This is a genomic window from Streptomyces sp. SudanB52_2052, assembly GCF_964272415.1.
Lineage (GTDB): Bacteria > Actinomycetota > Actinomycetes > Streptomycetales > Streptomycetaceae > Streptomyces > Streptomyces olindensis.
Window position 1 is genome coordinate 5664028 of record NZ_OZ186796.1, and the last position, 12947, is coordinate 5676974.

Consider the following 12947-nt stretch of genomic DNA (forward strand, 5'->3'; position numbering starts at 1 on the left):
TACGCTCGACGAACCGCACGACCCCCGACGCCCCTATCAGACTTATCCCGCCAGCGGAGGTTTCTGCTTCATGAAGCTCACCGTCGTCGGCTGCTCGGGGTCGTTCCCGTCCGCGGAATCGGCCTGCTCGAGCTACCTCGTCGAGGCCGACGGCTTCCGGCTGCTTCTCGACATGGGCAACGGTGCCCTGGGCGAGCTGCAGCGCCACTGCGGTCTCTACGACCTCGACGCGATCTTCCTCAGCCACCTGCACGCCGACCACTGCATCGACATGTGCGCGTACTTCGTCGCGCGCTACTACCGCCACGACGGCGGCCGCTGCGACCCGCTCCCCGTCTACGGACCCGAGGGCACGGAACACCGGCTGACCACCGCCTACGCGGACACCCCCTCCGCCTCGTCCATGAGCGAGGTCTTCGACTTCCACACGGTCAAGCCGTCCACCTTCGAGATCGGCCCCTTCACGGTTCACACCGAGCGGGTGGCCCACCCCGTGGAGGCGTACGGCATCCGCGTCGAACACGACGGCAAGGTCCTCACGTACTCCGGCGACACCGGCGTGACCCCGGCCCTGGACGAACTCGCCCGGGACGCCGACCTGTTCCTGTGCGAGGCGGCGTTCACGCACGGCAAGGAGAACATCCCCGACCTGCACCTCAACGGCCGCGAGGCGGGGGAGACGGCGGCCCGGGCCGGCGCCCGCCGCCTGGTCCTCACCCACATCCCGCCGTGGACGGACCCCCGGGTCAACCTGGACGACGCCCGCGAGGTCTACGACGGTCCCGTGGAGCTCGCCGCACCCCGGCAGACGTACGAGATCTGAACGATCCAGACGCCCGAAGGCCCCGGAACCGAGCGGTTCCGGGGCCTTCGGCGCTCCAGCGGACTACTTGGCCTCCGCCTTCTGCAGCTCGGCGAGCTCCTCGTCGGACTCCCGGCCGGGCGTCGGCAGGTTGAACTTGGTGATCGCGAAGCGGAACACCGCGTAGTAGACCGCCGCGAAGCACAGACCGACCAGGGCCAGGCCCCACGGGTTGGTCGCGATGCCCAGGTTCAGGAAGAAGTCCACCGCGCCGGCCGAGAAGCCGAAGCCGTCCTTCATGCCGAGCGCCCAGGTCAGCGCCATGGAGACACCGGTGAGGACGGCGTGGATCGCGTACAGGACCGGCGCGATGAACATGAACGTGAACTCGATGGGCTCGGTGACACCGGTGACGAAGGACGTCAGCGCGAGGGAGAACATCATGCCGCCGACGACCTTGCGGCGCTCCGGCCGGGCGCAGTGCACGATCGCCAGGCACGCGGCGGGCAGGGCGAACATCATGATCGGGAAGAAGCCGGTCATGAACTGCCCGGCGCTCGGGTCACCGGCCAGGAAGCGGGCGATGTCGCCGCTCTTGCCCTCGTAGGTACCGGCCTGGAACCAGGGGAAGGAGTTCAGCAGGTGGTGCATGCCGATCGGGATCAGCGCACGGTTGGCGACACCGAAGATGCCCGCGCCGACCGCGCCGGAGCCGACCAGCCACTCACCGAAGTTGTGCAGGGCCGTGCCGAGGACCGGCCAGATGTAGCCGAAGACGATGCCGATGACCAGACCCGCGAAGGCGGACAGGATCGGCACCAGGCGGCGGCCGCCGAAGAAGCCCGCCCAGTCGGGCAGCTTGGTGCGGTAGAACCGCTGGTAGAGCAGGGCGACGACGAGGCCCATCACCACACCGCCGAGCACCTTGGCGTCCACCGGCGCGTCCGTCATCACGATCTTGCCGTCGACGACCTTCGCCACCTGCGGCAGGTTCTTGTCGGTGAACGTCGCGAGCACGTTCTTGAAGACGAGGTAACCGACCACGGCCGCCAGGGCGGTGGAGCCGTCCGACTTCTTGGCGAAGCCGATCGCGATGCCCACGGCGAACAGCAGGGCCATGTTGTCGAGGATCGCGTTGCCGCCGGCCGCCATGAAACCGGCGATCTTGGTGATGAAGGCGGGGAACGACTCGCGCCCGAGCATGTCGGTGTTGCCGAGGCGGACCAGCAGGGCGGCGGCGGGCAGCACGGCGACGGGCAGCATGAGGCTGCGGCCGATCCGCTGCAGGACGGCCATCACGGCCGACCCCTTGCTCGGGCTCGCGGGCGCGGCGGTGTCTGTGGACATGAACTTCCTCCAGGGGCACGGCGCCGCCCAGGAAGAATGCGACGGGGGACGGCGGCGTCTCAAAGAAAGGGGAACGCGGTCTCCACCGCGCGGCCTCCACCAGGGAGTGGTGTAGACCAGTTGTAGCACGGTAGGCCGAACGAGTGGAACCCGCCAATTCCGCCCGCCGCGACGATCACGCCTTGGCGCTGTCCTCGACGTCCTCCGCGGGCTCCCGCCCCGGAGTCCTCAGGTCGAACCGCGTGATCGCGAACCGGAAGATCACGTAGTAGACGAGCGCGAAGCCCAGCCCGATCGGGACGATCAGCCACGGCCGCGTCGCCAGGTTCCAGTTGATGACGTAGTCGATCAGCCCCGCCGAGAAACTGAACCCGTCGTGCACCCCCAGCCCCCACGTCACCGCCATCGACACCCCCGTCAGCAGCGCGTGCACCGCGTACAGCACCGGTGCGATGAACAGGAACGAGTACTCGATCGGCTCCGTGATGCCCGTGACGAACGACGTCAGCGCCACCGACAGCATCAGACCCCCGACCTCCTTGCGCCGCTCCGGCCGCGCGCAGTGCGTGATCGCCAGGGCCGCCGCCGGCAGCGCGAACATCATGATCGGGAAGAAGCCCGAGAGGAACTGGCCCGCGTCCGGGTCACCCGCCAGGAACATGTTGATGTCACCGTGCACCACCGTCCCGTCCGGCTTCGTGAACGAGCCGAACTGGAACCAGATGGGCACGTTGAGGAACTGGTGCAGCCCCACCACCAGCAGCGCCCGGTTCGCCACCCCGAACACACCCGCGCCCCACGCGTCCAGCCCGTCCATCCAGTCGCTGAAACCCTCCAGCGCGTCACCGACCGGCGGCCACACCCACAGACACAGCGCCGCGAACGCGATCGCCACGAACGCCATGATGATCGGCACCAGCCGCCGCCCGTTGAAGAACCCCAGCCAGTCCACCAGCCGCGTCCGGTGGAACCGCGCCCAGAAGAACGCCGCCAGCAGCCCCATCACGATCCCGCCGAACACCCCCGGGTTCTGGAACGTGAACGCCGTCACCATCCGGTCCCCGTCGGTCACCTGACACCCGACGTTCGGCACCGCCACCGACCCCTCGGGGCAGTCCTCCGGGAACTGCCGCAGCACCGTGAAGTACACGAGGAACCCGGTCACCGCCGCCAGCGCCGTCGAACCGTCCGCCTTCCTCGCCATCCCGATCGCGACGCCCACGCAGAACAGCAGCGGCAGCCCCAGCGAACTGTCCAGCAGCGCCCCGCCCGCGCCCACCATCACCTTCGAGACGTTCGTCCAGCCCAGACCGTCGTCCCCGAACACATCCGGCTGCCCCAGCCGGTTCAGGATTCCCGCCGCCGGCAGCACCGCGATCGGCAACTGCAAACTGCGGCCCATCTTCTGCAACCCTTGGAACAGCCGGTTCCAGCGAGCGCGGGCGGGGCGGGCCGCGGCCTCGGCGCCGGCGCGACTGTCGGCACTCATTCCGGTCCCCTTTGTCGAGAGACGGGCTCGTGGTGTAGACCAGTCGTTCGACGGTCGCGCGAACGTGACGCCATCCTTCGGCACACACGACGAGACCGCTCGCGAAGATGGGCCAACTGTGGGTTACTGCGACAAAGCGGTTCGGATCAGGGAGAACGAACATGGCCACCAAGGCTGAGAAGATCGTTGCCGGGCTCGGCGGCATCGACAACATCGAAGAGGTCGAAGGCTGCATCACCCGCCTCCGCACCGAGGTCGTGGACCCCGCCAAGGTCGACGAAACCGCCCTCAAGGCCGCCGGCGCCCACGGCGTCGTCAAGATGGGCAGCGCCATCCAGGTCGTCATCGGCACCGACGCCGACCCCATCGCGGCGGAGATCGAAGACATGATGTGAAGCGCGGGGATCGTCCCGGGCTTCACCCCTGACGGACCCTGACGCCACCTGCACGGGCCCCTCCCCACCGCGGGAGGGGCCCGTTCCGCACGGACGGATAGGCTCAGCGCCATGTCTCGAATCGACGGCCGCACCCCCCAGCAACTCCGCCCCATCACCATCGAGCGCGGCTGGAGCAAGCACGCCGAAGGCTCCGTCCTCGTCTCCTTCGGCGACACCAAGGTCTTCTGCACCGCCTCCGTCACCGAAGGCGTCCCGCGCTGGCGCAAGGGCAGCGGCGAAGGCTGGGTCACCGCCGAATACTCCATGCTGCCCCGCTCCACCAACACCCGCGGCGACCGCGAGTCCGTCAAGGGCCGCATCGGCGGACGCACCCACGAGATCAGCCGCCTCATCGGCCGCTCCCTGCGCGCCGTCATCGACTACAAGGCCCTCGGCGAGAACACCATCGTCCTCGACTGCGACGTCCTCCAGGCCGACGGTGGCACGCGCACGGCGGCCATCACGGGCGCCTACGTGGCGCTGGCGGACGCCGTCGCCTGGGCCCAGCGCAAGAAGCTCATCAAGGCCGGCCGCCAGCCGCTCACCGGCACCGTCTCCGCCGTCTCCGTCGGCATCGTCGGCGGCGTCCCCCTCCTCGACCTCTGCTACGAGGAAGACGTCAAGGCCGAGACCGACATGAACGTCGTCTGCACCGGCGACGGCCGCTTCGTCGAGGTCCAGGGCACCGCCGAGGCCGAACCCTTCGCCCGCGACGAGCTCAACGCCCTCCTCGACCTCGCCGTCGCCGGCTGCGCCGAGCTCACCGCCCACCAGCGCACCGCCCTTGATACCGTCCTCGAAAAGTAAAGGGCGCACCAAGACGGGTGCTCGGCGCGGGCAACCGCGCCGAGCACACTCGCGTCTGAAGGAGTACGGGCGCACGGCTCATCCCTGTGCGCCCGGCCAGCCACACGGGCCCGACCGGCCCGACCGAACGAGAGGGACCGTTCCATGGCCGCGAGCCGCCGACGCCGCACCGCAGCCGTCGCCGCCACCCTGGCGGCCGTCGCGCTGACCGCCGGACTCACCACCGGCTGCGCCGCCGTCGACAAGGCGCTGGACTGCGTCCAGACCGCCGACGCCATCGCCGACAGCGTCACGGAACTCCAGCAGGCCGTGGACAACGCCGCGAACGACCCGACGCAGCTCGACGAGTCCCTCGACTCCATCGACAAGAACCTCGGCGAGATCGGCGACAAGACGGACAACGCGGACGTCAACAAGGCCGTGGACGACCTCAACGCGGCGGTGGACAACGTCCGTACGGCCATCAAGAACGGCGACGAGACGCCGGACATCAGCCCGGTCACCGACGCGGCGGGTGAACTGACGAAGGTCTGCACGCCGTAGCGCTGCGCCGGCTGGGCCGGACCGCTCGTCTGCCGGGTTCCTCCGGTGGTCGGCTGCGGGCCCGTCGTGGTCGCTCGCGCAGTTCCCCGCGCCCCTTTCGGGGCGCGGAATACTGTGGGGGCCATGAGTCGCCTGATCCTCGCCACCCGTAACGCCGGAAAGATCACCGAGCTTCGCGCGATCCTCGCCGAAGCCGGGCTGCCGCACGAACTCGTCGGGGCCGACGCCTACCCCGACATCCCCGACGTCAAGGAAACCGGCGTCACCTTCGCGGAGAACGCGCTGCTGAAGGCCCACGCCCTGGCCCGGGCGACGGGACTCCCGGCCGTCGCCGACGACTCCGGCCTCTGCGTCGACGTCCTCAACGGCGCGCCCGGCATCTTCTCCGCGCGCTGGTCCGGCCGCCACGGCGACGACAAGGCCAACCTGGACCTGCTCCTCGCCCAGCTCTCGGACATCGCCGACGAACACCGCGGCGCCCACTTCGCCTGCGCGGCGGCCCTGGCGCTGCCCGACGGCACGGAGCGGGTGGTCGAGGGACAGCTGCGCGGCACCCTGCGCCACCAGCCCGCAGGCACCGGCGGCTTCGGCTACGACCCGATCCTCCAGCCGGAGGGCGAAAGCCGCACCTGCGCGGAACTGACCCCCCAGGAGAAGAACGCGATCAGCCACCGGGGGAAGGCGTTCCGGGCGTTGGTGCCGGTGGTTCGGGAGCTGTTGGGCTGAAAGGGACAGCCCCGCACCTCGAATCGAAGGTGCGGGGCTGTGCCCTCTCTGGTACGCCCGGTCGGATTCGAACCGACAGACACGACCACCTAAAGATCGCCGCTCAGCCGTTGGCGTACGGGCGCCAGCAGGTTTCTACTCTACTGGGCGAGATTATGTCGCCGCTGCCCTCCCCGACACCAGGTGCTCGTGACGGCGTGGCAGTTGGGGCACAGCAAGCGCAGATTCTCCAGCCGGTCGTCGCTCCAGTCCCCGTTGATGTGATCGACCTCCAGAGTCAAGGGCTTGCCGAGCCACTCGGGGCCGATCCCGCAGTCCGCGCACTCTTCGGGTACCCCCACTTCCTGAAGCGCCCGGCGCAACACGACCGCGCGGGTACGGCGCGTGCCTGCATGCTTGACCAGGATGTCCTCAGGACGTCTGGCCGAGGCCGGGCGAGACTTCCCGCGCTGGTGGGCCTGTCCCAGAAAGTGCTCCGTGCTGAGCTGGTCCTCGGCGATCCACTGACGCAGCTGCGCACGCTGCGTGCCACTGCCCGAGCGCCCCAGGCGGCGCAGCACCTCTGCAAGCGAGATGGATTCGGCGACCGCGACACGAAGTTCCTCGGGGTGGGCCGTGCTTGCCTACTGTTCACGAGGCACGCCCCTTGCCGCGCCCTCGGTACCTGTCCGTCGTCGCATGGCAGTTGGGGCACAGGAATCGAAGGTTCTCGATCCGGTTGTCCCTCCACCGGCCGTTGATGTGGTCGACCTCCAGGGGAAGCGGGCGGCCCCGCCAGACTGCCTCTGTGCCGCACAGAGCGCATCGCTCCGCAACTCCCGAGGCCGTCATCGCCCACTTGAGGCGGTCACTCGGAATGCGCCTGGCCCGATCGGCCGGCTGCTCGACGAGGAAGGCCTCCGGGGTCCGCGGACGCCAGGGTTTCCCGCGCCTCGTCGGTACGCGGAAGTGCGATGTGTCGATTCCGTACGCCTTGATCCGACGGCTGATGTGCGTGTGATGTCCGCCCACCACCTCGAGCCCGAGATGCCGCAGTACCTCGCACATGTTCGTCGAGGCAGCGACCGCCCGCTCAAGGACGTCCTTCGTCCACTTCACCCCCTCCCTCTCGAAGTGCGACACATCCACCCCGAGTCTCTTCATCCGCCCGAAGACATACCGCCGCGTGGAACTCCCCGGATCCACCCCCAGCCGCCCCAACGCCTCAGGCAACGTCCGAGCCCCGGGCAGCCTCCTCCAGCCGCTCCCTGGTGTACGCACTCGCCCCCACGAGCCCCTCCGTCATTCGACCCTCGATCACCTATTCGTGATCCGCACGGAATAACGAACCAGTAGTCGGACAGTCACGCACGGAATACGGAACGGCCCGTACCGGATTTCCGGTACGGGCCGTGTCAGGAAGTGGCGCGGGGCCTCAGATCCCCAGATCCTTGATGATCTTGGCCACGTGGCCCGTCGCCTTGACGTTGTACAGGGCCCGTTCGACCTTGCCGTCCTCGTCCACGATCACCGTGGAGCGGATGACGCCCACGACCGTCTTGCCGTACAGCTTCTTCTCGCCGAAGGCGCCGTAGGACTCCAGGACCTGCTTGTCCGGGTCGGCCAGCAGCGTGACCTTCAGGGACTCCTTGTCCCGGAACTTCGCCAGTTTCTCCGGCTTGTCGGGGGAGATGCCGATGACCTCGTAACCCGCGCCGGCCAGCAGCTCCAGGTTGTCCGTGAAGTCGCATGCCTGCTTCGTGCAGCCGGGGGTGAGGGCGGCCGGGTAGAAGTAGACGATGACCTTGCGGCCCTTGTGGTCCGACAGGGACACCTCGTTGCCGTCGGCGTCGGGCAGGGTGAAGGCGGGGGCCACGTCCCCCGGCTGGAGTCGCTCGCTCATCGGTCCAGCCTAACCGGGGGTCGACGCGGTGCGATGAGCCGTGGAGCTGACAGACTGTCCGGCACAGGCTTCACACCGACTTCGGAGGCGACACGGTGGCGGACACGGCGGACACCAGGACCCCGGCGCAGATCGAGGCGGACATTCGGCGCCGCCGCGAGACCCTGGCCGAGACCCTCGACGAGATCGGCGTGCGGGTGCACCCGAAGACGATCGTCGGGGACGCCAAGGCCCGGGTCGCGTCCAACATCGATCACACCCTCGGGCGGGCCTACGTGGAGATCAACAGGGCCGTCACCGATGTGCGGTCCCGGTTCGTGGACGAGGACGGGGCGCCGCGGCTGGAGCGGGTCGTGCCCGTCGCGCTCGTGGTCGTCGGCGTGGTGGGCCTGCTCGCGGTCGGCATGCGGCGGCGCAAGGGCTGACCCGACTGCGTACGTTCGCCGGGAAGACAGGTAGGTTTCAGGGCGTGAGCGCCAAGAGAAACGAGCACAGCACCCATCCCGACAAGCTGCCCATCCGGATGCTGCACGACCGCGTACTCGTGCGGCAGGACACCAGCGAGGGCGAGCGGCGTTCCGGTGGCGGCATCCTGATCCCCGCCACGGCGGCGGTCGGTCGGCGGCTGGCCTGGGCCGAGGTCGTCGCGGTGGGGCAGAACGTGCGGACCGTGGAGCCGGGCGACCGGGTTCTGTTCGATCCGGAGGACCGTGCCGAGGTCGAGGTGCGGGGCATTGCGTACGTGCTCATGCGCGAGCGCGACCTGCACGCCGTGGCCGCGGACCGGTTCGAGGGGTCGGAGGACTCGACGGGCCTGTACCTGTAGGGCGCGCGGTACGCGCGAAGGGGCCGGTGACCTGGGTCATCGGCCCCTTCGTGTGGTTTTGCTACGGTGGAACGACCCGACGAGACGCGCCGTACCGGGACGAAGGCAAAGACGACGCACCGACACCGTCAGCCCGTTTCCCGGAGGTGCCCGTCATGGCCTGGGTTCTGCTCGTCGTCGCCGGCCTGCTCGAGGTGGGGTGGTCCGTCGGCATGAAGTACACCGACGGCTTCACGCGCCCGCTGCCCAGTGTGCTCACCGGCGCCGGGATCGTCGCCAGCATGCTGCTGCTGTCGCAGGCCGCCAGGACCCTGCCCATCGGTACCGCCTACGGCGTGTGGGTGGGGATCGGGGCGGCCGGGGCGGCGGTGTTCGGCATGGTGGTGCTGGGGGAGCCGGCCACCGCCGCCCGGATCTTCTTCGTGTGCCTGCTGCTGGTCGCCGTGGTGGGGCTGAAGGCGACCTCGGGGCACTGACCTACTCGCGGCGCATGGTCTGCGGGACCACGCCCCAGTCGGGGCCCGTGGGGCCTTCGGAGTCGCCGCCTTCCGTGGTGCCGCCGTCGTTCGTGCCGCCGTCGGTCGTGCCCCCGTCGGTGGCGGTGCCGCCGTCGCCGGTGCCGCCGTCCGCGGTGCCGCCGCCGGTCGGGGACTCGCCGCCCGTGCCGCCGTCGCCGGTGCCGCCCTCGGTCTGGCCCTCGGTCTGGCCTGCGGGCGCGCTCGGGGTCTGGCCGGGCGTCTGGGTGCCGGTGTCCTGGTCGTCGCCCCCGGTCGTGCCGCCGTCGGTGGTGCCGGTGGTGGGGTCGGCCGGGGCCTCGGTGCCGGGGGCCTGCGAGACGTCGGAGCCCGGCTGGAGCCTCAGGTCGAAGTCCTTGACCGGCTTGCCCTTGAGGGCGTCGCGGGTGAACTGCGCCCAGATCTCCGCGGGCGGTCCGCCGCCGTTGATGCGCGGCAGGCCAAGGGCGTTGTACAGCGGCTTCTGGGCGGCGGTGACGGGGTCCTGGCCCATGACGGCGACGACCGTGGCGAGGTCGGGCGTGTAGCCGGCGAACCAGGCCGCCTTGTCCTCCTCGGCGGTGCCGGTCTTCCCGGCGGCGGGGCGGCCCGCGGCCTGGGCGGCGGAGGCCGTGCCGTTCTGGACGACGCTCTGCAGGACCGAGGTGGTGGTGTCGGCGGCCTCGCGGCTCACGGCCTGCCGGGTGCGCCGCTCGGGCAGCTCGATCGGGGTGCCCTCCTTGGCGACCTTCTCGACCATCGTGTACGTGCCGTGCCGGCCGTGGTTGGCGAGCGTGGCGTACGCCTCCGCCATGTCCAGGACGCTCGCGGTGGCCGTGCCGAGGGCGATGGCGGGGCCGTCGGCGAGGTCGGGGGTGGCTTCGGGGATGCCGAGGTCGATGGCGGTCTGCTTGACCTTCTGGGGGCCGACGTCGGCGGCCATCTGGGCGTAGACCGAGTTCACGGACTTGTCGGTGGCCTCGGTGACGGTGATGTCGCCGTAGGAGACCTGGTCCTCGTTCTCGGGGGCGTAGGGGTCGCCGGTCCAGCCCTGGACGGGGCGCTTGTTGGTGCCGTCGTAGATCGTGTTGGGGGTGATGACGCGGCCGTCCTGCGTCTCGGAGTGGTTCTCGACGGCCGCGGTGAACACGAACGGCTTGAAGGTGGAGCCGACCTGGAAGTCCCTGCGGGTGGCGTTCGGGGTGTACTGCTTGACGTAGTCGATGCCGTTGTACATCGCGACGACCTTGCCGGTCTTCGGGTCGACGGCGGCGCCGCCCGCGCGGACGTAGCGGTCGACCTTGTTGTTCTTCTTGTCCAGCTTGTCCATCAGCTTGTCGTTGACGGCCTTCACGAAGGCGTCCTGCTTCGGCTTCTGCAGGGTCGTCGTGATGCGGTAGCCGCCGGCGTCGAGCTGGCTCTCGTCGACGATCTTGTTCTGGATCAGGTAGTCCTTGACCGTCCGGACGATGTAGCCGCGCTGGCCGGACATGCCGGTGGAGAGGGTGGACTCCTTCGGCACCGGGAACTTCATCCCGGCGCGCTTCGACTCGCTGAGCCAGCCCTTCTTGACCATGCCGTCCAGGACGTAGTTCCAGCGGGACTCGGCGGCCCTGCGGTTCTCGGGGTGGGCGACGACGTCGTACTGGCTGGGCGCGTTGACCAGCGCGGCGAGGTAGGCGGCGCGGGCCGGGTCGAGGTCCTTGGCGTCCATGCCGTAGTAGGCCTGGGCGGCGGCCTGGATGCCGTAGGCGTTGCGGCCGAAGAAGCTGGTGTTGAGGTAGCCCTCGAGGATCTGGTCCTTGCTCTTCTCGCGGTCCAGCTTGATCGCGATGAAGAACTCCTTGGCCTTGCGCGTGACGGTCTGCTCCTGGCGCAGGTAGTAGTTCTTCACGTACTGCTGCGTGATCGTGGAGCCGGACTGCTTGCCCTTGCCGAGGGCGGTGTTCCAGGCGGCGCGGACCATGGCCTTGGGGTCGACGGCGGACTCCGTGTAGAAGTCGCGGTCCTCGGCGGCCAGGATGGCGTGCTGGGCGTCCTTGGAGATCTGCGCGAGGGTGACGTTCTCCCGGTTGACCTCGCCGTCGCGGGCGATCACGGAGCCGTCCGCGTACAGGTAGACGTTGGCCTGCTGGGTGGCGAGCGCGTTGGCGGGCGGGATCTTCACCAGTGAGTAGCCGAGGAAGAAGCCGCCGACCAGCAGGATGACGACGATGATGAAGCCGCCGAGCGTCATGCGCCAGGTCGGGATCATCCGGCGCCAGCCGGTCCGCTTCGGTTTCCCGGCCGCCTGGCCCTGAGGCGCGCCTGGGTCGCCGTCCGCCTGCGGCTCTCTCGGTGCCCAGCCCGGGTTCGGCTGCTGAGGCTCGTCACTCATGTCGTGCACGGACTCCGTTTCGCGTCGTACGTCGTTCCCGTACGTCTCTGCTCGCTCTTGCGCCCCTGTGATGAAGACTGTCCCATCCGGCGATCAGTTCCCTGATCGAGGGCTTCGCCGTGCCGGTCGTGCAGCCACGCCTGTTCGAGGTGCGTTCCCGCTTGCGCGAATTCCCCCGATTGGGGGGACGACCGAGATGCGACTGCTCGCACGCTCCGCCCTGGCCGGCACCGCCGCCACGCTGCTCGCCCTGGCCACGGGCGCCTCGGCCCACGCGGACGTCACGGATCGTACCGTCTGGGCCGGTGCGGACTCGCCCCGCGCCGCCCCCGGGTCCCGCGAAAACCCGTGGCAGGGCGGATCGTCGGCCCACTAGGCTCCTGCGCTTCGGTGCCGGTGGCGAGGAGGGCGGTGGATGTGGGCTCGGGACGGTTGTACGCGGCCGTCGCGGCGGGGGGCTTCAGGCGGTACGCGACCTATCGGGCGGCCATGCTGGCCGGGATCTTCACCAACACCGTCTTCGGTCTGATCCTCGTCTACACGTATGTCGCGCTGTGGGACGAGAGACCCCACCTCGGGGGGTACGACCAGGCGCAGGCCATCACCTATGTGTGGATCGGCCAGGCGCTGTTCAAGACGCTCGGCATCAGCGGCGGCGGCTTCGAGGACGAGCTGATGGAGCGCATCCGGACGGGGGACGTCGCCGTCGACCTGTACCGGCCCGCCGACCTCCAGCTGTGGTGGCTGGCGGCCGACGGGGGTCGGGCCCTGTTCGAGCTGTTCGCGCGCGGCGTGCCGCCCTTCGTCATCGGGGCGCTGTTCTTCCCGCTGGCGCTGCCCGGGGACCTGGCGGCCTGGGCGGCGTTCCTGGTGGCGGTGGCGCTGGCCTGGGTGGTCGGTTTCGCCATCCGGTACCTGGTGGCGCTGTCGGCGTTCTGGCTGATCGACGGCACCGGGGTGGTGCAGATGTCGTGGTTCGTCGGGTGGTTCTGCTCGGGGATGATGCTGCCGCTGAACGTTTTCCGGGCGTGTTCGGCGACGTCGTGCGGATGCTGCCCTGGTCGTCGGTCCTCCAGGCGCCGGCCGACGTCCTGCTCGGCGAGGCCGATCCGCTCGGCACGTACACCTTCCAGGCCGCCTGGGCGGTGGCGCTGCTGGCGGCCGGGCGGCTGCTGCAGTCGCTGGCGACGCGGCGGGTGGTGGTCCAGGGTGGCTGA

Annotated in this window: 14 protein-coding genes, 1 tRNA gene, 2 pseudogenes and 1 riboswitch; of the genes and pseudogenes, 10 read left to right on the plus strand and 7 right to left on the minus strand. The window is 69.6% G+C overall.

Features of this window, described 5'->3' with window-relative positions; all coding sequences use genetic code 11:
* Positions 1-70: 70 nt before the first annotated feature.
* Positions 71-823, plus strand: a complete 753-nt coding sequence (locus tag ACSUPV_RS25300) for an MBL fold metallo-hydrolase (RefSeq protein WP_031113217.1) — start codon at positions 71-73, stop codon at positions 821-823.
* Between the two features lie 63 nt (positions 824-886).
* On the opposite strand, the gene ACSUPV_RS25305 is transcribed toward ACSUPV_RS25300, so the two are convergent.
* Positions 887-2149, minus strand: a complete 1263-nt coding sequence (locus ACSUPV_RS25305) for a PTS transporter subunit EIIC (RefSeq protein WP_031113220.1) — start codon at positions 2147-2149, stop codon at positions 887-889.
* A 175-nt stretch (positions 2150-2324) separates the two neighbouring features.
* A complete protein-coding gene (locus tag ACSUPV_RS25310) occupies positions 2325-3638 on the minus strand; it encodes a PTS transporter subunit EIIC (RefSeq protein WP_436948610.1) in 1314 nt (437 codons plus the stop codon).
* A gap of 161 nt (positions 3639-3799) precedes the next feature.
* Between ACSUPV_RS25310 and ACSUPV_RS25315 the strand changes: the two genes are divergently transcribed.
* The 4 genes from ACSUPV_RS25315 (at position 3800) to rdgB (ending at position 6151) form a co-directional block, all read left to right on the plus strand.
* The gene (locus ACSUPV_RS25315) at positions 3800-4033 is read left to right on the plus strand and encodes a glucose PTS transporter subunit EIIB (RefSeq protein WP_010039992.1); all 234 of its coding nucleotides are present in this window, start codon (positions 3800-3802) and stop codon (positions 4031-4033) included.
* Positions 4034-4144: 111 nt separating this feature from the next.
* Positions 4145-4882 carry a ribonuclease PH gene (rph, locus tag ACSUPV_RS25320; protein WP_031113222.1) on the plus strand — a complete coding sequence of 246 codons (738 nt, stop codon included), beginning with the start codon at positions 4145-4147 and terminating at the stop codon, positions 4880-4882.
* A gap of 144 nt (positions 4883-5026) precedes the next feature.
* The gene (locus tag ACSUPV_RS25325; RefSeq protein WP_114253067.1) at positions 5027-5425 is read left to right on the plus strand and encodes a hypothetical protein; all 399 of its coding nucleotides are present in this window, start codon (positions 5027-5029) and stop codon (positions 5423-5425) included.
* 123 nt (positions 5426-5548) lie between these two features.
* Positions 5549-6151, plus strand: coding sequence for an RdgB/HAM1 family non-canonical purine NTP pyrophosphatase (gene rdgB, locus ACSUPV_RS25330; protein WP_436948611.1), 603 nt, complete (start codon positions 5549-5551; stop codon positions 6149-6151).
* Between the two features lie 49 nt (positions 6152-6200).
* Here rdgB and ACSUPV_RS25335 read toward each other — a convergent pair.
* The 4 genes and pseudogenes from ACSUPV_RS25335 to bcp form a co-directional block, all read right to left on the minus strand.
* Positions 6201-6276, minus strand: a tRNA-Leu gene (locus ACSUPV_RS25335).
* A gap of 15 nt (positions 6277-6291) precedes the next feature.
* Positions 6292-6711 carry an HNH endonuclease gene (locus tag ACSUPV_RS25340; RefSeq protein WP_382609704.1) on the minus strand — a complete coding sequence of 140 codons (420 nt, stop codon included), beginning with the start codon at positions 6709-6711 and terminating at the stop codon, positions 6292-6294.
* Between the two features lie 70 nt (positions 6712-6781).
* Positions 6782-7421, minus strand: a pseudogene (locus tag ACSUPV_RS25345) (HNH endonuclease).
* 144 nt (positions 7422-7565) lie between these two features.
* The gene (gene bcp, locus ACSUPV_RS25350; protein WP_031113228.1) at positions 7566-8033 is read right to left on the minus strand and encodes a thioredoxin-dependent thiol peroxidase; all 468 of its coding nucleotides are present in this window, start codon (positions 8031-8033) and stop codon (positions 7566-7568) included.
* Between the two features lie 95 nt (positions 8034-8128).
* Between bcp and ACSUPV_RS25355 the strand changes: the two genes are divergently transcribed.
* The 3 genes from ACSUPV_RS25355 (at position 8129) to ACSUPV_RS25365 (ending at position 9335) form a co-directional block, all read left to right on the plus strand.
* Positions 8129-8458, plus strand: a complete 330-nt coding sequence (locus tag ACSUPV_RS25355; RefSeq protein ID WP_436948612.1) for a DUF3618 domain-containing protein — start codon at positions 8129-8131, stop codon at positions 8456-8458.
* Positions 8459-8502: 44 nt separating this feature from the next.
* Positions 8503-8859 carry a GroES family chaperonin gene (locus ACSUPV_RS25360; protein ID WP_010040015.1) on the plus strand — a complete coding sequence of 119 codons (357 nt, stop codon included), beginning with the start codon at positions 8503-8505 and terminating at the stop codon, positions 8857-8859.
* 50 nt (positions 8860-8909) lie between these two features.
* Positions 8910-8980: riboswitch (guanidine-III (ykkC-III) riboswitch) on the plus strand.
* A 34-nt stretch (positions 8981-9014) separates the two neighbouring features.
* On the plus strand, positions 9015-9335 hold the full coding sequence (locus ACSUPV_RS25365) for a DMT family transporter (RefSeq protein ID WP_031113232.1): 321 nt from the start codon (positions 9015-9017) through the stop codon (positions 9333-9335).
* Position 9336: 1 nt separating this feature from the next.
* On the opposite strand, the gene ACSUPV_RS25370 is transcribed toward ACSUPV_RS25365, so the two are convergent.
* Positions 9337-11730 carry a transglycosylase domain-containing protein gene (locus ACSUPV_RS25370; protein ID WP_382609701.1) on the minus strand — a complete coding sequence of 798 codons (2394 nt, stop codon included), beginning with the start codon at positions 11728-11730 and terminating at the stop codon, positions 9337-9339.
* Positions 11731-11926: 196 nt separating this feature from the next.
* On the opposite strand from ACSUPV_RS25370, the gene ACSUPV_RS25375 reads away from it, so the two are divergent.
* Both ACSUPV_RS25375 and ACSUPV_RS25380 read left to right on the plus strand, forming a co-directional pair.
* A complete protein-coding gene (locus tag ACSUPV_RS25375; RefSeq protein ID WP_031113234.1) occupies positions 11927-12106 on the plus strand; it encodes a hypothetical protein in 180 nt (59 codons plus the stop codon).
* Positions 12107-12141: 35 nt separating this feature from the next.
* Positions 12142-12947 (plus strand): annotated as a pseudogene (locus tag ACSUPV_RS25380) (ABC transporter permease).

Bases quoted from the DNA above. Each gene is read 5' to 3' on its own strand.
- ACSUPV_RS25300 (WP_031113217.1), top strand. From the start codon at position 71: ATGAAGCTCACCGTCGTCGGCTGCTCGGGGTCGTTCCCGTCCGCGGAA.
- ACSUPV_RS25305 (WP_031113220.1), bottom strand. From the start codon at position 2,149: ATGTCCACAGACACCGCCGCGCCCGCGAGCCCGAGCAAGGGGTCGGCC.
- ACSUPV_RS25310 (WP_436948610.1), bottom strand. From the start codon at position 3,638: ATGAGTGCCGACAGTCGCGCCGGCGCCGAGGCCGCGGCCCGCCCCGCC.
- ACSUPV_RS25315 (WP_010039992.1), top strand. From the start codon at position 3,800: ATGGCCACCAAGGCTGAGAAGATCGTTGCCGGGCTCGGCGGCATCGAC.
- rph (WP_031113222.1), top strand. From the start codon at position 4,145: ATGTCTCGAATCGACGGCCGCACCCCCCAGCAACTCCGCCCCATCACC.
- ACSUPV_RS25325 (WP_114253067.1), top strand. From the start codon at position 5,027: ATGGCCGCGAGCCGCCGACGCCGCACCGCAGCCGTCGCCGCCACCCTG.
- rdgB (WP_436948611.1), top strand. From the start codon at position 5,549: ATGAGTCGCCTGATCCTCGCCACCCGTAACGCCGGAAAGATCACCGAG.
- bcp (WP_031113228.1), bottom strand. From the start codon at position 8,033: ATGAGCGAGCGACTCCAGCCGGGGGACGTGGCCCCCGCCTTCACCCTG.
- ACSUPV_RS25365 (WP_031113232.1), top strand. From the start codon at position 9,015: ATGGCCTGGGTTCTGCTCGTCGTCGCCGGCCTGCTCGAGGTGGGGTGG.
- ACSUPV_RS25370 (WP_382609701.1), bottom strand. From the start codon at position 11,730: ATGAGTGACGAGCCTCAGCAGCCGAACCCGGGCTGGGCACCGAGAGAG.
- ACSUPV_RS25375 (WP_031113234.1), top strand. From the start codon at position 11,927: ATGCGACTGCTCGCACGCTCCGCCCTGGCCGGCACCGCCGCCACGCTG.